Below are 20,248 nucleotides of genomic sequence, written 5' to 3' on the forward strand. Positions count from 1 at the left end.
TCACACCCTCTGCTTTACGGCTTTGGACGAGAATAGTCCGTTGGGCCGCCATATGAGCATGACGATGACCGCGCCATATACGAAGGCATCACGGAAGGGCCGCGCATCTGCGGGCAAATAGGCCTGCATCAGCGAACTCAAGCCGCCGATGAGGAATCCGGCAACGACCGCGCCCGGCAAGCTGCCCAACCCTCCGATCACTGTTGCGACGAAGGCGACCAGCATGAGATTGGCCCCCATGTTGATGTCGACCGTGCCGGTCTGCGTGACAAGGATGAGGCCCACTGCCGCCGCCAGCATTCCGGAAATCGCGAAGGCCAGCATGATGACCCGGTTGGCCCGCACGCCCAGCATGCGGGCCATGGTGAAGTTCTCGGCTGCCGCCCGCATTTCGAGGCCGAAGCGCGTACGCTTCAGGAAGGCCGTGAGCGCAATGAGGATCACGATGGTGGTGCAGATGGTGATGACCTGCAGCGGCGGAATGCGGGCGCCGAAGATTTCGATCTGCTGGCTGAGGTTCGACCACAGGTCGATGGACTTCGGCCTGCTCGAATAGAGCATGAGCAGGAAATACTTGATAATGAAACCCAGCGCGAAGGAGGCGATCATCATGGTGGCCGGGTTGGCATTGCGGAAGCGGCGGAAGATGAGGATTTCGGACAGCACCGAGAGCCCGGCACCAATACCGAGGATAAGCGGGATGAGCAGGAATGTCGGGAGGTTTCCGGCGAAGACGATCGCGGCGGCGTCAATCGACGGCCACAGCAAGGCGAAGACGCAGAAGGCGATATAGTCGCCGTGCGCGAAGTTGACGAGCCGCATGACGCCGAAGATCAGCGCAATGCCGAGCGCGCCCAGCGCGTAGAGCGATCCTAAGCTCAGCGCATCGAAGAGGATCTGGAGGATCGCTGTCATCTCAGTGGTCCCCGTAGCCGAAGTAAGCCTGCCTCAGCGCCTCGCCCTTGACCAGTTCGCGCGCATCGCCTTCGAGCGCCACCTCGCCCGAGCGCATCAGCACCATGCGGCCTCCCGTGAGACTTGCACGCGTGGCGCTCTGCTCGACGATGAGAAGTGTCAGGCCACGGCTGTCACGGAGCTTGATGAGAGTCGCATAGACATCGTCGATGACTTTCGGCGCGAGGCCCAGAGACGGCTCGTCAATGGCGATCAGCTTGGGCCCGGCCATCAGCGCGCGCCCGATCACCAGCATCTGTTGCTGCCCGCCCGAGAGGACGCCCGCCTGATTGTCCTTGCGGTCCTTCAGCATGGGGAACACAGCATAGACCTGCTCGAGCTTGCGCGCCGCCTGGTCCTTGTCAGCCCGCATGCCGGTGCCGAGCCTCAGGTTCTCCTCGATCGTCAGCCCGCCGAACACGTCTCGGCCCTCCGGCACCATGGAGAAACCCATGCGGGCGATGTCTTCTGGCGCCTTTCCGGCAATATGCTGGCCCGCGAACTGGATGAACCCCTCGCGCGGCGTCACCACACCCGCAATGGCTTTCAGCAAGGTGGACTTGCCGGCGCCGTTGGGTCCAGTCACAAAAAGAGTTTCTCCCTCGCTGACCTTGATCGAGGCCTTGCGCAACGCTGTGAGCTGGCCATAGCGGACGGAGATGTTTTCGACAGAAAGCAATGTCACAGCACTGCTCCTTCCGTCTCAGCCTGAGTGCCCATGTAGGCGTGGCGGACCTTCTCGCTGGCCTTGATGACCGACGGCGGTCCCACCTCGATGATCTCGCCGGAGTCGAGAACATGAATGTGGTCACAGATGTTGAGCACGAGCCCGATATTGTGCTCGATCAGCAGCACGCCGCATTTCATTTCAGCGATGATGCGGCGGATGAGCTTCGCTAGATCGCTCGCCTCCTCCGCCGACATGCCGGCGGCGGGCTCGTCAAGAAGCAGGTAGCTCGGCTGCAGCATCAAGGCACGGCCGATGGCCACGCGGCGTTCATCCGTATACGGAAGACCACCGGCCATCCGTTCGGCCAGGTGCGAAATCCCAATCCAGTCGAGCATCGCATCGGCCTTTGTTGCGGCATCGCGGCGCGACAGGCCGAGGCCCACGCCAGTCACTTCCAGATTATCGAGCACAGAAAGGTCTGAGAAGAGCCGGCCCGACTGGAAGGTGCGGGCGATCCCCTTCTGGCGGATGCGATGCGGCGGCAAGCCTCCGAAGTTCCCGCCGTCCATCGACACGTTTCCGGTGGTCGGCTTCTGGAAACCAGTCAGCACGTTGACGAGCGTTGTCTTGCCCGCCCCATTGGGGCCGATGAGGCCGGTCACTTTCTCTCGCGGCACGTCGAGCGTCACCTTCGAGAGGGCTTTTAGTCCTTCGAAAGATACCGAAACATCTGCCGCTGAAAGTGACTGGCTCATGACCCTCCGCTATTTCTTCTTGCGCGTGATGACGTAAGACCCGCTGGCATCGAGCTTCGCAGTCCAGCCCGGTTCGATGACGATGGTTGTCGTCACTTCCTCGATGATGGCGGGGCCTGTGAGCGTGGCGCCTGTTCCAAGCTTGCCACCATCATAGATCGGTGTCTTGGTCGATTTTCCGGATGCGTCAAAGATGGCCTTCCGATAACCCTTCAGTGCCTTGGAAACAGGCACGCCCTTGCCCAGCTTCGGCGCCTTCGGTTTGTCGATGCGGCCAAACAGCGTGGACTCGATATTCACCACCTCCACGGCGTTGTGGCGTTCGGAATAGGTGTAGAGTTCCTCGTGGCGCGCGTGGAAAGCTTCCTTCACCTTGTCGATCGACTTAGCGTTGATCTCGAAGGTGCCTATGTCCACCGTGCACTCGTGCACCTGGCCCACATAACGCATGTCGAGGCTACGTTTGATATCAATCTGTCCGGCCTTGAACCCGTCAGTCTTGAGATGCGCCACGCCCTGCTTTTCGATCTGCTTGTAGAGCGTGTCGATGCGCTTGTAGGCAGCTGTATTGTCGAGGCGGAGCGGCGCCGTCGCCATGTAATTGTACTTCACGTCCGAGATGATCTGGCCAAAGGCACAGAGACCCGATGCAAGCTTGGGCAGGATGATGGTGTCGATGCCCATCTCCCGCGCGAGCGCGGTGATGTGCGCGGCCGTGGCACCGCCTGCGCCCACCAGAACGAAGTCGCGCGGGTCGTAGCCGCGCTCCACCGATACGCGGCGGATGCCGTTCACCATGTTGTTGTTGACGATCGTATACATGCCATAGGCCGCGCGCTCGATCGAGATGCCAAGCTGGTCGGCGACCTTCTTGATGGCCTTCCGCGCCTTGTCGAGATCGAGCGGCAGCTTGCCGCCGAGGAGGCCATCGGGATTGAGATAGCCAAGCGCCAGATTGGCATCAGACGTCGTGGGTTCAGTGCCGCCCTGTCCATAGCATGCGGGACCGGGCTCGGAGCCTGCCGACTGCGGGCCGACCTGGATCAGGCCCAGGGAATCGATCCAGCCGATCGAGCCGCCACCGGCACCCAGCGTTTCCACCTGGATCATCGGCACGCCGATGCGGTAGCGCAGGAAGTCGATGTTCTTGTTGAGGTTGGTCTGGCCATCCTTCGTCAGCGTGATGTCGAAGGATGTGCCGCCCATGTCGACGGTGATGACGTTCTTCTTCTTGAACGGCGCGCAGACATAAAGTCCTGCTTGCGGAGCGGATGCAGGGCCGGAGTTGATGGCATAGACCGACCTGTCCGTCATCGCCTGCCCGATGGCGAGGCCGCCATTGGACTGGAAGTAGCGCACGGGCTGCTTCGCGCCGAGCGACTTGAAATAGGCGTCGACCGCTTTCACGTAGCGCCGCATGACGGGTGCCAGATAGGCATTCACCACCGATGTCGATGTGCGGGTATATTCACGGATCTGCGGATAGAGCTCCGAGCCCACGGTGAGGATCGCGTCGGGCATCATCTCGCGCACGATTTCGGCGGCGCGCGTCTCATGCGCGGTATTCAGCACCGACCACACGAAGGAAATCGCGACGGTCTCGACGCCCTCCTTCAGGAACAATTCACAGGCGGCGCGAACATCCGCTTCCTCCATGGGCGTGCGGATCGAGCCATCGGAGATGACGCGCTCGCGCACGCCCCTTCTCAAGTAGCGCGGCACCAGCATGGTCGCGGCGGGGTATTCCGGATCGTAGCGGAAGCCGTCTTCCTTGTGGCCGTTGCGGATCTCGATCGAGTCCTCATGGCCCGCCGTGCAGATCAGTCCCGTCTTGCCACCGCGATGGGTGATCAGCGCATTGAGGCCCACGGTGGTGCCGTTGATGCAGAGGTCACAATTGGAGACGAGATCGGACGCGGTGATCCGCAGGTCATCGGCAATCAGCTTCAGGCCGTTCTCGATGGCCTTGGTCGGGTCGGAGGGCGTGGAGAGCGCCTTGAAGAGCTTCACTTCACCCGTTCCACGATCCGCCACCACGAAATCCGTGAAGGTACCGCCGGCGTCGATGCCAAGACGATATTGTGTGCGCATGGTCATCCCCTCCTTCAAGCCGCCGACCGGAGCGACCTGGTCGCCGCCATGTCAACATCGAGGGTTTCGGGGTTCGAGATCACCACGCCATAGTCTTCCTCGGCGCCCTTGATCGAGACGAGACCGTTCTTCACATCCCACACGACCTTTTCGACAGGCCGCTCATAGGGATTGCCGTATCCGCCGCCTCCAGGGTTCATGTTGGTCACGGTATCGCCCGGCTGGATCGTCTCCATGATGTTGGTGCGCTTGGTTTCGACCTTGCCGCCGCGCTTCAGTTGCACGCGGCCGACCTTCGAGTCGATGTCCTTCGACTTCGCACCCGCCGCTCCCATTGCCGGAATGCGGCGTCCTTCGCCAAAGCCGATGCAAAGCATTTCCTTGTCGAGAGGCTCCACCTCCCATGCCGTTCCGGACCCGCCGCGGAACTTGCCCGCACCGCCTGAGTCCGTCATCAGCGAGTATTTGTGGATGATGATCGGGTAAGAATATTCAAGCAGCTCGACGTCGCCGCTCGTCAGCGCGCCAAAGCAGCACTCAGGGCCGACCGCGTGCCAGCCATCCTGTTGCGGCGTGGCGCCGCCGCCGGAGATGATGGTGGCCAGCACCATCGTCACGAATTCCTCGTTGGTGCGCGAGTCCCAGCCCGCGACGTTGAGACCGTTGGCATGCCCCCATGACGCAGAGACCTTGGAGGGCATCGCCTTTTCGAACGCGAGCCGCACGGCATCCGTCAGCGTTTCCATCGGCGTCGTCGTGCAGTTCATATGCGGGGCCGGTTCCTGCGCATTGCAGATCGTGCCCTTCGGTCCGAAGTCCACCGACACGCAGCGGTAGAGACCTTCGTTGTAAGGCGGCGGCAGTGCCGCGAACATCATGAGGCCGAGATAGACGCCCGAGTGCGAATTGCCTTCGTAGGAATTGATGAAATACGGAATCTGCGGCGGGCTGTTGATGACGATGTGGCACGTATCTCGTCTGATCGTTACCGTCGCCTTGATCTCGAAGTCGCCGAAGCCATGGCCTGCGTCTTCCAGAATGGCCACGCCTTCATAGGTGCCGTCCGGCACCGTCTTGATCAGCGAGCGCATGTGGTGGTCGGCCATATCGAGCAATTCGTTGATGCAGGCATCAACGGTCTTCTGGCCATACTTGTCGAGCATGGCGATCAGGTTGCGCTCGCCCACCTGGCAGGCACCGATCAGCGCGTTGAAATCACCTTCCTGGTCGCGGCGTGCCCGCATGTTGGTGAAGATCATGTTCAGGACATCGTTGCGTGGGCGGCCCTTGTCCCAGATCTTCACCGGCGGAATGCGCAGGCACTCGGCGTAGATTTCCTTGGCATTCGGATTATAGCCAGCGGGCACCGGGCCGCCGATGTCGGTCAGATGGCCCTTGCACACCGTCCAGTAGACGAGCTTGCCCTTGTAGAAGACCGGCTTGTACATGCAGGTGTCGATGGCATGGCTGCCGCCGAAGGCGGGATCGTTGTGGAGAATGAGGTCGCCTTCGTGAATGTCGCCCTCGAAGAACTTGGCCACCGCCTTCATGGCGGGAATGAGCGAGCCCAAGTGGATCGGAATGTCCTGCCCCTGCAGTATCATCTCCGGCCGGGCGTTGAACAGCGCCGTCGAGTAGTCATGCGCCAGATTGAACACCGAGGATCGCGCCGTCTTTTCGAGCGACAGCGTCATTTCGCGCTGCGTCGTCTCCAGCACGCCGCGCACGACGGAGAGGGTGATCGGATCGACATTTGAGTTACGTTTCGCTTTCATGCTGCCCTCGCTGTTCCGGAGAGCGCAAGTTGACGCGCACAAAGGCTCGGGCCTTGCTTGGACCTGATCCTCCCCCATGCGGTGTCTTGCGCACCTTTCTGAGTTTGGACATTAGGCGCGTTTTCGGCACCCGGTCTTTGCAGCCTGCGAATCTTGTCTTGACGCGTGGCGCACTGAGCCCCGAAGCCGTTGCAACAGGGGGATGGTGGGACTAGGCTGTTTTCATTCACCGGGGCCAGCCCATGAAGACCACGATCACGACCTCCACAACGCCTGCGCATGATCGCAGCCGGCATTGGCATGACGCCATTGCCAAGGCTTACTTTCCGCTCGACCTGCAGTTCCGCAGCCCGGACCATTTCTCGGGCGACCTGACGCTGTGGACGCTGGGCGACGTCTCGCTCTCGCGCCTCACCTCGGAAGCCCTGCAGTACAAGCGCCTGCCGCATCACTTCAAGGCGGAGCGCGACGAGCATTTCCTGGTCACGGTTCCCGCGCGTTCCGAAGTCTTCTTTTCCCAATGCGGAAAGGATGTCCGCTGCAATCCCGGCGGCTTCATTCTGGAACGCAGCCACGAGCCCTACGAGTTCAGCCACGCGGAAGCCGCCGACCTCTGGGTGCTGAAGGTGGAATCCAAGGCCTTGGGCGGGCGCATCCGCCAGCCGGACCGCTTCTGCTCCTTGCAGTTCAATGCGGCCGATGGAGCGGGCGGTCTTTTCACCGACATGCTGCACCTGATCCCCAACCGCTTCGACGCCATGACGCCCGAGACGCGGGCCACCGTGGGCCAGCAGTTGATCGACCTTCTCGTGCTTGCGCTCAAGGCCGACGAGCGGACGCTCACCACCGGAAACTCCACGGTGCGCGAAGCCCATCTCACGCGCATCGAGGCGTTTATCCGCCGCCACATGGGCGACAGCGATCTCGACCCCGAGACCATCGCGCGCGGCTGCGGAATTTCCACGCGGTACTTGCATGAACTTTTCCGCGACACCAACCAGACGCTCGGAAGCTGGATCAGGGACCAGCGGCTGGAAGCCTGCCGCGAGACGTTGCGCGATGCCTCGAACCGGCAGACGGTGGCGGAGATCGCCTACCGTTTCGGCTTCGGCGACCAGGCCCAGTTCAGCCGGGCCTTCAAGGCCCACTTCGGGCTGCCGCCAAAGGAGTTTCGCGACAAGGCGCGGAGCAGCACATAGAGAGTCCTCATCCGGCCTGTCGGCCACCTTCTCCCATGGCAGTGCCACGGGAGAAGGCGCAAGTTCTCTCCTGCCCTTCTCCCGTCCGCAGGATGGGAGAAGGTGCCCGAAGGGCGGATGAGGGCCTGTGACCACGCTTTCCGCCCTTAGATCATTCAAAGCGATGCCTTGATCTTCTCGATCAGTTTCGCGCGGTCCTTTCGGGCTTTCAGTGCTTGCGCCATGGTGACTGCCACGAATTTCGCTGGCGTGTGCGGCTGCAATTGTCCGATCAGGTCCATGTCGGCGGAGATCACCGCGCCCACCATGAAGTAGCCGCCGCCCGAAACTGCATCGCGGTGGAGCACGATGGGTTCGGTGCCGCTGGGGATCTGGATCGAGCCATAGGGATAGCAGGCATCGACGATGTTGGAGGGGTCGGAGCCCGCGCCGAACGGCGGCTCGCGGGGCACGAATTCCAGGGGCTTGCCGCCCTTGAAGCGATAGCCGATGCGGTCGGCCTCGGGCGCCACCTTCCAGGTATCCTCGAAGAATTGCTTGCCGGCAGCCTCGGTGATGCGATGCCAGTAAAGTCCCGGCAGCATCCGAAGCTCTGCCGGGGCGCCGGGCGCACGGCGAAGTTTCACGGGGATGCTGCAGCCTTCTCTGGCAGCCCTGCCCTTGCCTACGGGAAGCTTGTCGCCAGCTTCCAGCTTGCGGCCCTTGTGGCCTCCAAGCGCACCCAGCGTGTAAGTTGAGCGCGAGCCCAGCACCACGGGAACGTCAATGCCGCCCGAGATGGCGATATAGGCGCGGGCACCCTTCTTCAGGAAGTCGAACGAGAGCGTCTGCCCCTTCTTCACCTTGAATGATGTCCAGGTCTCGCGAGGTTCGCCATTCACCTTCGGCGGAAGCTCGGCGCCGGTCACGGCGACGGTCGCATCCTCCGTGAATGCAAGTTCGGGGCCCATGAAGACGGCTTCCAGAACGGCAGCACCTTCCTTGTTGCCGACGAGCCAGTTGGCGGCCTTCAACGCCAGACGATCCATGCCGCCCGAGAGCGGAATTCCAATGTGATAGTAGCCGGGGCGGCCCAGGTCCTGCACCGTGGTGGAAAGGCCGGGCTTGATGACTTTAATGGCCATTGAGGACCCCCATCAGCTTGGCGTTGTAGCCGTCCATATCCTTCTTGAACTCGGCGAGATCGAAGGTCACGTCCTTCATCTTCAGATTGAACTTGCCCTTGTCCACGGCGGCGACGGTCGCGTCATACTCCTCGCGTTCGATGGGCTTCCATTTCACGATGTCGCCGGGCTTGAACAGGCACATGAAGTCGCGCAGGTGCTTGATCTTCTGGTTGGGGTCATAGATCGGGATCGGCGTGATGCCGAACATCTGGTAACCGCCGGCACCGCGCACCGAATAGATGCAGCCGAAACAGCCGCCATGGCCCACGGTGAGCTTCGGCGTGTCGGTGCGGGGCCTCAGGTATTTCGGCGACTGGATCTGCCGCTCCCTGTCCACCATCTGGTAAAGAAAGGGGAGCCCTGCGACGAAGCCCACCATCGAGACGAACCAGGGCGCGCCCGAATGCGCCTTCACGAAGCCATCGACGCCATCGAGATTGTTGATACGCGCCGTATATTCGATGTCGGTCGAGGACGGGTCCTGATGGCGCTCACGGAAGCGCATGAGGGTTTCGTGCGTCCACGGATCATTGTAGAGCACCGGGATCTCGATGATGCGCGACTTGATGACGGGCTTGGACTTCGCCGCCGCCTTCTCGATCGCCTTCAGCTCCTTCAGCATGTCGGAGGGCTTGATGATGTCAGGATTGAACTTCACCTGCATCGAGGCATTGGCCGGGCAGATCTCGGTCACGCCCTTGATCCTTGCCTTCTTGACCGCTGTGCACATCGAGAGGGATTTGAAGAATGCCTCCAGCGACATTTCCTCGTCGCACTCGACGAAGATGTGCTCGTCGCCCCCAAATGAATATCGCGTCTTCATGTAAGCGCCGCCTCCCTCATGAATTCAGTTTATGGGCATTGGCCTCGAGCCAGGGTTCGAGCCACCGCGTGTGAAAATCAGCCCGCGCAACGCTGGCGTCGGAGGCCAGCAGCTCATGCAGCGGTTTCGTGGTCTTCAGGCCGCCGACCTCGAGTTCGCCAAGTGCGCGCGACATGCGGGCAATCGCGGCGTCTCGCGTCTCGTCCCACACGATGAGCTTGCCGAGAAGCGAATCGTAGAAGGGCGGCACCTGATAGCCCTGATAAAGCATGGTATCGAACCGTGTTCCTGGTCCGCCGGGCACGCGAAGCGAGGTGACAGTGCCGGGGGCAGGCATGAAATTCTTCGCCGGGTCCTCGGCATTGATGCGGACCTCGATGGCGTGGCCGCGCATGGTGACGTCGGATTGCGCGAGGCTCAAGCGTTCGCCGCCGCACACGCGGATCATCTCGCGGACCAGATCGATGCCGGTGATCATCTCCGTCACCGGATGCTCGACCTGGATGCGGGTGTTCATCTCGATGAAATAGAAGTGGTGCGTTTCGTCGTCGTAGAGATATTCGAGCGTGCCGGCGCCGCGGTAGTTGACGGCTTCGGCCAGCGCCACGGCGGACGCGCAGAGCTTCTCTCGCACGGCCTGTGGCAAAACGGCGGAAGGTGCCTCCTCCCACACTTTCTGGCGCCTGCGCTGCAGCGAGCACTCGCGCTCGAAACAATGGATCGCGCGATGGCCGTCACCCAGGATCTGCACCTCGATGTGCCGCGCCCTCTCGATCACTTTCTCGATATAGAGGCCGCCATCGCCGAAGGCAGCCTTGGCTTCGGCGGATGCCTGCGGCATCAGGCTCTCGAACTCGCTCATGTCATGCGCGATGCGGATGCCGCGACCGCCGCCGCCCGCAGCGGCCTTGATCATCACGGGGAAACCTATTGCGAGCGCAATGGCCTTGGCCTGATCGGGGTCATCGATGCGGCCGTCAGAGCCGGGCACCACGGGAACGCCCGCCGCTTCGGCTGCCACGCGCGCGGCGACCTTGTCGCCCATCACGCGGATCGCATCGCCCTTGGGACCGACGAAGATGAGGCCCGCTGCTTCCACCGCATCGGCGAAGCCCGCGTTTTCGGCGAGAAAGCCGTAGCCCGGATGGACAGCATCCGCGCCCGTATCTTTCGCGGCCTTCAGGGTGTTCTCGATGTTGAGATAGGATTTCGCAGCATGCGGCGGGCCGATATTCACGGCCTCGTCCGCCATCTTCACGGCCAGCGATTCCGCGTCCGCCGCCGAGTGCACCTGCACGGTCTTCAATCCAAGTTCCCGTGCCGCACGGATGATGCGCACGGCGATTTCGCCGCGATTTGCGATCAGGAGCTTGGTGATCTTCATGCTCAGGCGATCTCGGCCAATGGCTGGCCCGCCATCACCGGCTCCTCGTTCTCGGCGACGAAGGAAATCTTTCCGGCGCTCTCCGCCGTTACTTCGTTGAAGGACTTCATTACCTCGATGAGGCCGACGACATCGCCCTTGGCAACGGTATCGCCATCGTTCTTGTAGTTCGGCTTGTCGGGTGCGGGCTTCCTGTAGAAGGTTCCGGGAAGCGGCGAAAGAAGCTGGGCCATTGTCTGTCCTCGTATCGTGAAAAATTCAGGTTGGGTCGAGATAGGGTCTGACGGCCTCACGCACGGCCTTTGCGATATCGACCGCGTTCGGCGTGTCGGAGTGAACGCAGATCGCATCGGCGCGCACGTCCACGTCCTTGCCGCCAACACCCCTCACCTTGCCCTCGCGGATGGCACGGACGCAGAGGGCGGCGGCCTGCACCGGGTCCTTCGCGTCGTGTTCCATGGTGATGATGAGGCTGCCGTCATCGCGATAATCAAGATCGGCGTAGAACTCGGCAATGAACGTGTGGCCGCGCGCGGTATAGACCTTTTCGTGGAAGGTGTTGATCATGCCCATCAGCGGCACCTTGAACACATCGGCTGCATCGCAGACCGCATGTGCCATCTCCTCCATCCGCGCCGCCATGCCATAGAGCGAGCCATGGGGCTTGATGTGGTTCAAGGTCATGCCCTCGGCTTCGAGAAAGCCCTTGAGAGCGCCTACCTGATAGATGATGCAGTTCGCCAGCTCGTCCCGGCCGATTTTCATTTCGCGACGGCCGAAGCCCTGAAGATCGGGAAGCGAGGGATGCGCACCCACCTTAACGCCATGCTTCTTGGCGAGTTGCACCGTCTTCCGCATGTGATTGAAGTCGGAGGCGTGGAAACCGCAAGCGACGTTGGCCACGTCGATCAGCGGCATCAGGCCGGCATCGTCGCCCATCTTGTAGAGGCCGAAGGCCTCGCCCATGTCACAGTTGATGATGGTCATCCTGCAACCTCCCTGCCCTGTTTGAGCGCTTAGCGCCATTCTTGGACTCAAGTCTTGCTGCACGTCCATAATATTGTAAAATCAGAAAAACTGCGTTGCGGTATCAATAAAACAGATATGGCACTTTCACTCAAGCAAGTCCGCTATTTCATCGCCACGGCTGATGCCGGGCAGATCAGCCAGGCTGCGATGGCGCTCAATGTGTCGCAGTCGGCGGTGACGGCCGCGATCAAACTGCTGGAGGATGACGTAGGCGTGGCGCTCTTCAAGCGGCTGCCCTCCGGCGTGGCGCTTACCGCGGAGGGCGCACGCTTTCTGCAGCATGCCCGCAACATAATGGCCGCCGTCACCGCGGCGCAGCACGCGCCCTTGACCGAGGACCCCGCCATCAGCGGCACGGTGCGGATCGGGGTTTCCTATACGGTGGCAGGCTATTTCCTGCCGCGCCACTACACCCGGTTTGCGCGAAGCTATCCCCGCATCCGGGCGGAACTCTATGAACTGCCACGCAACGCCATCGAAAGCGGATTGAAGGATGGCACGCTCGACCTTGCCGTGATGCTGGTCTCGAACATGCAGGACAAGAAGCGGCTGGCGCATGAGACACTGATCCGCTCGCGCCGCCGCTTGTGGCTCCCGGTTGAGCACCGCCTTCTCGGCGCGGAGACCATCACTCTGGACGACATTGCGGGTGAGCCCTACATGATGCTGACGGTGGACGAGGCGAACCAGACGGCGTCACGCTACTGGAAGCCGACGGGCTTGAGGCCCAACATCGTGTTCAAGACGTCATCCGTAGAGGCGATCCGCTCGCTGGTGGCCGATGGCATGGGTATCACCGTGATGTCCGACATGGTCTACCGGCCATGGTCGCTTGAGGGCCAGCGCATCGAACTTCGCAACGTGGTCGCCGACATCCCGACGATGGACGTGGGGCTGGCGTGGAACCACACACGGCCGCAGGCACCGGCCACCCGCACGTTCCACGAATTCATGAGCCTGTCCTTCGGCGGCGCTGGAAACTCCGCCTGAAATCCCATGAGATCGGGTTTCTACTCGGCTAGTATCTTGGAGGGAATCAGGAGAATGAATTCATGAGCATCGGAGTTGGTATCATCGGCGCGGGGATCATGGGAGCGGACCATGCGCGCATTCTGGCGGGACAGGTCGCCGGCGCGCATCTGGTGGCGATCTCGGATGCCGACGAGGCGCGCGCCAAGTCCATTGCCGCAGAGACGGGTGCGAAGCGCGGCGTGAACGACCCGATGGGGCTCATCAACGACCCCGCGATCGGCGCCGTCCTCATCGCATCGCCCGATGCCACGCATCCGGATTTTGCCATGGCCTGCATCAAGGCCGGAAGGCATGTGCTTTGTGAAAAGCCGCTGGCGCCGACCGCCGCCGAAGGCCTCAAGGTGATCGAGGCCGAATTGTCTACGGGCCGCAGGCTGGTGCAGCTCGGCTACATGCGGCGCTTCGATCCTGGCTATGCCGAAATGCGGCAATCCCTGCAGTCAGGCCGTTTCGGCGAGGCGCTTGCCATGCATTGCGTGCATCGGAATGCGACGGCGCCCTCCTACTTCACATCGGCTATGGCGATCGTCAGTTCCTGCGGGCATGAGGTGGACGTTTCGCGATGGGTGCTCTCGGCGGAGCTCACCTCGGTTCACGTGTTCAAGGCCAGGCGATCGAAGCTGTCGCATTTCGATGATCCGATGCTGGTGGTGTTCGAGACGGACAAGGGCCAGCTCGTCGATGTCGAGCTCTTCCTCAATGCGCAGTATGGTTATGACGTGAAGGGCGAGCTCGTCTGCGAGACAGGCACCGTGTCGCTGATGCCGCCCGCTGATACCGTCGTCCGCAGCACGCTCGCCACCTCGACGGGTCTCGCCCCTGACTGGCGCCCGCGTTTTGCCGACGCCTATCGCATCCAGAACCAGGCCTGGATCAACTCGATCCGCTCGGGCAGCCCCACAGGCTCCAGCGCCTGGGACGGTTATGTCGCCACAACCGTCACAGACGCCGGCGTCAAGTCTCTCGAAACCGGACAGACCGTGCAGATCTCCTACGAGAAAAAGCCCGCGCTTTACGCCTGAAGAGGCTTAGAGCTTCTTCAGTCCCGCTTCGATCTGCTCGCGGCGGCCTTCGAGGAAGGGCGGAAGCGAGAGAGTCTTGCCGAGGTTCTCCATCGACTCGTCGGTCGCAAAGCCCGGCGCGTCAGTGGCGAGTTCGAAGAGCACGCCGTTCGGCTCACGGAAATACAGGCTCTTGAACCAGAAGCGGTCGACCGGGCCTGAGTTCGGAACCCGCATGGAGCGCAGCCTGTCGGCCCAGGCGTCATACTCGGCATAGGGAATGTTGAAGGCAAGATGATGCACGGCGCCCGCGCCCTGCTGTGCCTGCGGCAGGGTAGGATCGACCGTCACGTGAAGCTCACCCACAGCGCCCTCGGCACCCATCTTGTAGACATGCGTGCCGCCAAATGTACCCGTGGGCACCATGTTCATCAGATTGGTCAGCACCTTATCGGTGTGACGGATATCCGGCACGCTCATGGTGATGGGGCCGAGGCCACGGATCTGGTGCTCGGCCGGAACCGGGCTTTCGGCCCAGGTGTGCGCCTCGCCCGCATTGTCAGCGACCAGCGCCAGGCGCTGGCCTTCGAAATCCTCGAAGGCGAGCGTCTGCCAGCCGGCCTGATCAACGATCTTCTCCTGTTTCACGCCCAGCATGGTGAAACGGTGCTGCCAGAATTTCAGCGCCTCCTCATTGGCGACGCGAAAACCAGTGCGTGTCACCGAATGAGTGCCGCGCTTCTCCTTGCCCACGGGCCAGTCGAAAAAGGTGATGTCTGTACCGGGCGACCCGATGCCATCGGCATAGAACAGGTGATAGGCGGAGGTATCGTCCTGGTTCACCGTCTTCTTGACGAGCCTCAGCCCCAGCGTCTGGGTGTAGAACTTGTAATTTCCGGGCGCGTCGGCGGTGACGGCGGTGAGGTGGTGAAAGCCCTTGAGGTTCATGACGGAATTCCAGCACGCCAGTTCGTGGCGGTGTTCATGTTGAGGAGCGGAATGGCTCCGGTGGCCGCAATATTGGTGGCACGGCAGAAAAATTCAATAGTAATTAGATTAGTTACGGAATAGTCCCATACCGGGAACCGTCCCTTGCGGATTTACCTGAACAGGTCCACCCTATTACCTTGCTTTCGGCTTTGGAACTTGTGCAGCAGCGTGGTGCAACCATGTCCGACTCATCCAGACTTGCGATCCTTCACAGCGTCCTCAATGCGTTCAACGACCATGACCTCGATCGGATCATGTCCTTCTTCCACGAAGACTGCGTGTTGGAAATGCCAAGAGGGCCTGATCCCTGGGGGAGCCGTGCCAGCGGGCGCGATGCCGTGCGGGCCGCACTTGCGACCCGGTTCGAAGGCATACCGGACGTTCATTATGGCGACGCGGTACATCTCGTTGCGGGCGATACGGGAATATCACGCTGGACGCTGACGGGAACGGGTCAGGACGGAAAGGCGATCGAGGTAAGAGGCTGTGACTTCTTCACATTCCAGGACGACAAAATCGTGAAGAAGGATTCGTACTGGAAAATCCGAACCTGACGAACCTCACCCGCCCTGTATCCGCGGCAGGAGATAGATCTCCGCGCCCTTGGGGAGTTTTCAGAATTAGGAGTCAACTTCACGAAAGTAAGATATCATTTCTGCGCTCTTTGGTTCTTCACTCCCAAACAGGTCTTTCAAGCTTTGAGTATATCTTGGCGATGTAATTACGCTTCCATCCATGAACTGAATCAGAACATTGTCCTTGTATGGCATGCCGGCCAACAATTTCGTACGATCATCCATTAGAGCCAAGAAATCTTTCCTAGGTGGCCGGCGGCTTTCGACAAGATTCTTGATATGTTTGGAATACTGCCACGCAAGAATGTCGGCAGCTTGGATCATTCCTGAATCAGATTTGCTGACGAAGGAGAATGATGCTGATCCCTTTCTCGTCTGCGAACCTTTATCAAGCGAGAAGCTCCTGAGTGCTTCTGCACCGTCTTGATGGCCCGCCTCGTAGTGGAACAATATTCTGTATTGACTTCCAAAGTGCCTATCAAGTTCTTGGAACATGTATGCCAGAATCATTTCGGCACAGAACTTGTATGGTTTCCCTATCGTTGACTCGAATTTATACCGATGCAGCGGTGTGGCGAACGCAAAACCTAGACTAACGTGCTGACGGATTATCCCAATGAAATGCTTTATTGCTTCAGATGACTGCTCTCTACTCCTACCTTTGAATGTCTTCGTCCCTTGAGCACAATCCACCATGTGAAAGTAGGGAAGATCATACTTCTGCAGCGCCTGACGCCACCTTATCTCTAATGCGCGTGCATTTTTGGGCAACGCTACATATCCTGCAATTACTTGGATGGGAAAGCGACCATCTTTGCCGCTATCGTCAAAGTATGCATGGAACAGTGCCATGAGTGCTCTGGCCTATTGTGGGAATAGCGGGTTGAGCAGGCTGAATTAAAAACCTTACTATTGGTTGAGTTGCCCTCTTACCCGCCCTGTATCCTTGGCAGCAAATAAATCTCTGCCCCCTCGGGCAATTCTTCCTGCCAGTTGTCCCGGAAGATCTTGCCATTGATTGAAACCGCCACGCCCCGCGCGATGTGTGGGGCCATGCCGGGGTAGTCTTCCTCGAGCTTGCGGAACAGCTCACGGATGGTTTTCGCGTTCACTTGAACGACGGACGCTCCACCCGCTGCCGGACGGAGCGCCCCCCATAGGTGGATATCAGCCAAATCAGGCGTTCTTGGCCGCCTCGAGCGCCTTGAGGACGCGCGGGGGCGACATGGGAACGTGGGTCATGCGGACGCCGAAGGCGTTCGACATGGCATTGGCGATGGCGGCGATCGGCGGAACGATCGAGGTTTCGCCAACGCCGCGCACGCCATAGGGGTGGTTGGGGTTGGGGATCTCGAGGATCTGCGTATCGATCATCGGAAGGTCGGAACACACCGGGATGCGGTAGTCGAGGAAGCCGGCGTTCTTGAGCCGTCCATCCGCACCATAGATATACTCTTCGTTCAGCGCCCAGCCGATGCCTTGCGCAGCACCGCCCTGGTACTGGCCTTCGACATAGGTCGGGTGAACTGCCTTGCCGGCGTCCTGGATGACCGTGTAGCGCACGATCCTGGAGCGGCCGGTTTCAGGATCGACCTCGACGTCGGCGATATGCGTGGCGAACGAAACGCCCGCGCCATCGGCAACAATCTCGGCATGGCCCGCGATGGGGCCACCCGTGTTGGCGGCGGCGGCGGCGATGTCCTTGACGGACAGCGGCGCCAGGTTGCCATACTTCTCACCCACGGCCTTGGCTTCACCGTTTTCCCACGTCACGTCGTCGACGGGGATTTCCCACATCTTTGCGGCTCGTTCCTTGAGGACAGCGACCGCGTTGCGGGCGGCGAAGATGCCGGCCATCGAGGAGGAGAACGTGCCACGGCTGCCGTCGGTCATGTCGTTATGGCCGAGCGTGCTGGTATCGGCGACGATGGCCTTCACCTGGTTGTACGGAACGCCAAGTTCTTCAGCGACGCAGAGTGCGAGCGAGGCGCGCGAGCCGCCGACGTCCACCGTGCCGACTGTCAGGGTCACGGAGCCATCCACACCGATGTTGAGATCGGTGCAGGTCTGGCCGCCGAAGTTGAACCAGAAACCGCAGGCATAGCCACGGCCCTGGTTGGGGCCGAGCGGTGCCGACATGTGCGGATGCTTCTTCGCCGCTTCGAGCGTCGGTCCGATGCCGATCGGGCCGAAGACCGGGCCATAGGACGACCTGGTGCCCTGCTTGGCCGCGTTCATGATGCGGACCTCGAGCGGGTCCTTGCCGATCTTCTTGGCGAGTTCGTCGACGACGCTCTCGACCGCGAAAGCGGCCATCGGTGCAGAAGGCGCACGGTAGGCCGCCGATTTCGGGCGGTTCACCAGCACTTCGTAGCCACGGGTCTTGACGTTCTTCAAGTCGTAGCAGGCAAACGACGTCATCGCGCCCAGTTCGCCCCACATGGAGAGATAGGGGCCCGAGGCATAGCGGAGTTCCGCCTTGCCAGCGGTGATGGTGCCGTCCTTCTTGATGCCGATCTTGACGTCGATCGAGGTGGCGCTGGTCGGTCCGGATGCCCGGAACACCTCTTCGCGCGACATCACGATCTTCACCGGGCGGTTCGCCTTGCGCGACAGCGCAAGGGCGACGGGCTCGGCCCACACATGGGTCTTGCCGCCGAAGCCGCCGCCGATTTCGGACGACGTCACGCGGAGCTTGGACACATCCATGCCAAGCAGCATGGCGCAATGGTTGCGATAGACGAAGTGGCCCTGGGTACACACCCAGAGCTCGCCCGTGCCATCCGGGCTGACGCTCGCCACGCAAGCGTGTGGCTCGATGTAACCCTGGTGGGTCTGCTCGGTCTTGAAGTTGCGCTCGACGATGACGTCGGCTTCGGCGAAGCCCGCGTCCACGTCGCCGTGGCCGAACTCGGTCACCTTGGCGATGTTCGAAGCCTTGGTGGGCTTCGGCTCGACGCCTTCGGTGAAGCACTTGGCATGAAGTACCGGAGCCTTGGGCTTCACGGCCTCGTCCACTTCGGTGACGTGCGGCAGGATCTCGTACTCGACCTTGATGAGCTTGAGGGCCTGCTTGGCCGTCTTCATGTCGGTCGCGGCTACGGCCGCCACCGCATGTCCGTCATAGAACACCTTCTTGCGGGCCATGCAGTTGTCGAGGATGTCGAACATGCCGGCATCGCCGTTGGTGAGATCCGGCAGGTCGGCGGCGGTCAGAACTGCCTTCACGCCCGCGAGCTTCTCGGCCTTCGAGGTGTCGATGCTCTTGATCCTGGCATGCGCATGGGGGCTGCGCAGTATGAGGCCGACGAGCTGTCCCGGCATGTTGTGGTCGGCGCCGTACTTGGCGCGGCCCGTGACCTTGTCGATGCCGTCCGGACGCAGCGGACGCGTGCCGACGGACTTGAACGACTGACCTGTATATGTGCTGTCGAGCGGCATGGATCAGGCTCCTCTCATCTCTTTGGCGGCGTCCTGCACGGCGCGCACGATCTTGTCATAGCCGGTGCAACGGCAAAGGTTTCCGGCAAGGCCGAAGCGGATTTCTTCTTCCGAAGGATCCGGGTTCTTTTCCAGCAGCGCCTTGGCGGCGATCAGGAAGCCCGGGGTGCAGATGCCGCACTGGAGTGCAGCATGCTCGATGAACTTGGTCTGCAGCGGATGGAGCGTTGCGCCATCGGCCATGCCTTCGACGGTGCCGATCTTGCGGCCTTCAGCCTCGACGCCGAGCATGAGGCAGGAGCAGATGAGGCGGCCATCGACCTGCACGCTGCAGGCACCGCAGTCGCCCGTGCCGCAGCCTTCCTTGGCGCCGGTGAGGCCAAGTCGGTTGCGCAGCACGTCGAGCAGGGTTTCATCCGGCTCGCAGGCAAATTCCACGGCGTCGCCGTTGATGGTGGTTGAAACGAGAACGCCCATTATTTTCCTCCTGCGCGGGTGTACGCGATCTTCGCGGCGCGCTTTGCCAGTACGGCGGCAACCTTGGTCCTGAATTCGATGGTGCCACGCTTGTCGTCGATGGGACGGCAGGCGGCGGATGCGGCTTCACCCAGCTTTTCGAGAGCGGCGTCATCGAGCTTGGTGCCGATGATGGCCTTGGCGGCTGCGGCCACCAGAAGCACGGTCGGCGCCACGGCGCCGAGCGCCACGCGGGCGGCGGTGACAACGCCTTTACCGTCGATCGTCAGGTTCACGCCGGCGCTCACCACCGCGATGTCCATTTCGGAGCGCGGGATGAAGCGGAGATAGGCGTCACCCGACTTCGGCTTGCGGGCCGGAAGGAGAATTGCTTCGACCAGTTCGCCCTTCTTGAGGGAGGTCTTGCCGGGGCCGACGGGAATGTCTTCCACCGGCATGGTGCGCTTGCCCTTGGGGCCCTGGATCACGGCTTTGGCACCTGCCGCCACCATGGCGGGAACGCTGTCTGCCGCGGGGCCGGCATTGCAGAGATTGCCCGAAATAGTGCAGCGGCCCTGAATCTGCTTCGAACCGATGAGGCCTGCCGCCTCAACGATCCCCGGCCACGCCTTGGTCAAGGCCTTGTTTTCAGTGAGAGCCGCGCACGGAACGGCCGCGCCGATGGAGAAACCGGTGGCGGTCTTCTTCACCTCGCGCATCGACTTGATGCGCTTGATGTCGACCACGAGGTCCGGCTCGACATATCCGCCCTTCATGCGGACGAGGAGGTCGGAGCCTCCCGCCAGCACGTAAGCGCTCCCCTTTGCCTTGGCGAGCAGGCTTACCGCCGCCTTGGTCGTTTCTGGTGCTTCATATTGCATTGTGTCACCTGTTTGGAATTTCACTG

The 20,248-nt window shown here is 61.3% G+C and carries 20 protein-coding genes; 4 read left to right on the top strand and 16 right to left on the bottom strand.

Going from position 1 to position 20,248, the window contains the following annotated elements; genetic code table 11:
- From ACEW8Q_RS09045 to ACEW8Q_RS09065, 5 genes are read right to left on the bottom strand one after another with little or no spacing between them, the layout of a single operon-like run.
- On the bottom strand, window positions 1-915 hold the full coding sequence (locus tag ACEW8Q_RS09045) for a branched-chain amino acid ABC transporter permease (protein ID WP_373503723.1): 915 nt from the start codon (window positions 913-915) through the stop codon (window positions 1-3).
- Window position 916: 1 nt separating this feature from the next.
- A complete protein-coding gene (locus ACEW8Q_RS09050) occupies window positions 917-1,639 on the bottom strand; it encodes an ABC transporter ATP-binding protein (RefSeq protein ID WP_373503724.1) in 723 nt (240 codons plus the stop codon).
- Complete coding sequence (locus tag ACEW8Q_RS09055) at window positions 1,636-2,379, bottom strand: ABC transporter ATP-binding protein (protein ID WP_373503725.1); 744 nt, start codon at window positions 2,377-2,379, stop codon at window positions 1,636-1,638. Before ACEW8Q_RS09055 ends, ACEW8Q_RS09050 begins: the two co-directional genes overlap by 4 nt.
- Before the next feature lie 9 nt (window positions 2,380-2,388).
- A complete protein-coding gene (locus ACEW8Q_RS09060) occupies window positions 2,389-4,470 on the bottom strand; it encodes a hydantoinase/oxoprolinase family protein (RefSeq protein ID WP_373503726.1) in 2,082 nt (693 codons plus the stop codon).
- A 14-nt stretch (window positions 4,471-4,484) separates the two neighbouring features.
- Entirely contained in the window at window positions 4,485-6,245 is a 1,761-nt protein-coding gene (locus ACEW8Q_RS09065) for a hydantoinase B/oxoprolinase family protein (RefSeq protein WP_373503727.1), read from the bottom strand.
- 242 nt (window positions 6,246-6,487) lie between these two features.
- Here ACEW8Q_RS09065 and ACEW8Q_RS09070 point away from each other — a divergent pair, with 242 nt between their 5' ends.
- Entirely contained in the window at window positions 6,488-7,444 is a 957-nt protein-coding gene (locus ACEW8Q_RS09070; protein WP_373503728.1) for a helix-turn-helix domain-containing protein, read from the top strand.
- Window positions 7,445-7,599: 155 nt separating this feature from the next.
- Here ACEW8Q_RS09070 and ACEW8Q_RS09075 read toward each other — a convergent pair whose 3' ends face one another.
- The 5 genes from ACEW8Q_RS09075 to ACEW8Q_RS09095 are packed head-to-tail and all read right to left on the bottom strand — an operon-like array spanning window position 7,600 to window position 11,804.
- Window positions 7,600-8,568, bottom strand: a complete 969-nt coding sequence (locus tag ACEW8Q_RS09075) for a biotin-dependent carboxyltransferase family protein (RefSeq protein ID WP_373503729.1) — start codon at window positions 8,566-8,568, stop codon at window positions 7,600-7,602.
- Window positions 8,558-9,433, bottom strand: coding sequence for an allophanate hydrolase subunit 1 (locus ACEW8Q_RS09080; RefSeq protein ID WP_373503730.1), 876 nt, complete (start codon window positions 9,431-9,433; stop codon window positions 8,558-8,560). The genes ACEW8Q_RS09075 and ACEW8Q_RS09080 overlap by 11 nt, the downstream gene beginning before the upstream one ends.
- Before the next feature lie 16 nt (window positions 9,434-9,449).
- Complete coding sequence (locus ACEW8Q_RS09085) at window positions 9,450-10,817, bottom strand: acetyl-CoA carboxylase biotin carboxylase subunit (protein ID WP_373503731.1); 1,368 nt, start codon at window positions 10,815-10,817, stop codon at window positions 9,450-9,452.
- Window positions 10,818-10,819: 2 nt separating this feature from the next.
- Complete coding sequence (locus tag ACEW8Q_RS09090; protein WP_373503732.1) at window positions 10,820-11,050, bottom strand: acetyl-CoA carboxylase; 231 nt, start codon at window positions 11,048-11,050, stop codon at window positions 10,820-10,822.
- Window positions 11,051-11,075: 25 nt separating this feature from the next.
- A complete protein-coding gene (locus ACEW8Q_RS09095; protein ID WP_373503733.1) occupies window positions 11,076-11,804 on the bottom strand; it encodes a LamB/YcsF family protein in 729 nt (242 codons plus the stop codon).
- 117 nt (window positions 11,805-11,921) lie between these two features.
- Here ACEW8Q_RS09095 and ACEW8Q_RS09100 point away from each other — a divergent pair, with 117 nt between their 5' ends.
- Entirely contained in the window at window positions 11,922-12,836 is a 915-nt protein-coding gene (locus ACEW8Q_RS09100; RefSeq protein WP_373503734.1) for a LysR substrate-binding domain-containing protein, read from the top strand.
- A 62-nt stretch (window positions 12,837-12,898) separates the two neighbouring features.
- Window positions 12,899-13,900, top strand: a complete 1,002-nt coding sequence (locus ACEW8Q_RS09105) for a Gfo/Idh/MocA family protein (RefSeq protein WP_373503735.1) — start codon at window positions 12,899-12,901, stop codon at window positions 13,898-13,900.
- Between the two features lie 6 nt (window positions 13,901-13,906).
- Here ACEW8Q_RS09105 and ACEW8Q_RS09110 read toward each other — a convergent pair whose 3' ends face one another.
- Window positions 13,907-14,827: a ring-cleaving dioxygenase gene (locus ACEW8Q_RS09110; protein ID WP_373503736.1), complete on the bottom strand. Its 921-nt coding sequence runs from the start codon at window positions 14,825-14,827 to the stop codon at window positions 13,907-13,909.
- 221 nt (window positions 14,828-15,048) lie between these two features.
- Between ACEW8Q_RS09110 and ACEW8Q_RS09115 the strand changes: the two genes are divergently transcribed.
- A complete protein-coding gene (locus ACEW8Q_RS09115; protein ID WP_373503737.1) occupies window positions 15,049-15,423 on the top strand; it encodes a nuclear transport factor 2 family protein in 375 nt (124 codons plus the stop codon).
- A 66-nt stretch (window positions 15,424-15,489) separates the two neighbouring features.
- Here the strand turns inward: ACEW8Q_RS09115 and ACEW8Q_RS09120 are convergent, their stop codons facing one another.
- From ACEW8Q_RS09120 to ACEW8Q_RS09140, 5 genes are all read right to left on the bottom strand, one after another.
- Complete coding sequence (locus ACEW8Q_RS09120) at window positions 15,490-16,296, bottom strand: DUF3800 domain-containing protein (RefSeq protein WP_373503738.1); 807 nt, start codon at window positions 16,294-16,296, stop codon at window positions 15,490-15,492.
- 77 nt (window positions 16,297-16,373) lie between these two features.
- Complete coding sequence (locus ACEW8Q_RS09125) at window positions 16,374-16,619, bottom strand: MoaD/ThiS family protein (RefSeq protein ID WP_373503739.1); 246 nt, start codon at window positions 16,617-16,619, stop codon at window positions 16,374-16,376.
- A 1-nt stretch (window position 16,620) separates the two neighbouring features.
- Entirely contained in the window at window positions 16,621-18,885 is a 2,265-nt protein-coding gene (locus tag ACEW8Q_RS09130; RefSeq protein ID WP_373503740.1) for a xanthine dehydrogenase family protein molybdopterin-binding subunit, read from the bottom strand.
- A 3-nt stretch (window positions 18,886-18,888) separates the two neighbouring features.
- Complete coding sequence (locus tag ACEW8Q_RS09135) at window positions 18,889-19,362, bottom strand: (2Fe-2S)-binding protein (RefSeq protein WP_373503741.1); 474 nt, start codon at window positions 19,360-19,362, stop codon at window positions 18,889-18,891.
- On the bottom strand, window positions 19,362-20,222 hold the full coding sequence (locus tag ACEW8Q_RS09140; RefSeq protein ID WP_373503742.1) for a xanthine dehydrogenase family protein subunit M: 861 nt from the start codon (window positions 20,220-20,222) through the stop codon (window positions 19,362-19,364). The genes ACEW8Q_RS09135 and ACEW8Q_RS09140 overlap by 1 nt, the downstream gene beginning before the upstream one ends.
- Window positions 20,223-20,248 lie beyond the last annotated feature (26 nt).

Origin of the sequence: Aestuariivirga sp., assembly GCF_041738905.1 — a bacterium.
In the GTDB taxonomy this organism is placed as follows: Bacteria; Pseudomonadota; Alphaproteobacteria; order Rhizobiales; family Aestuariivirgaceae; genus Aestuariivirga.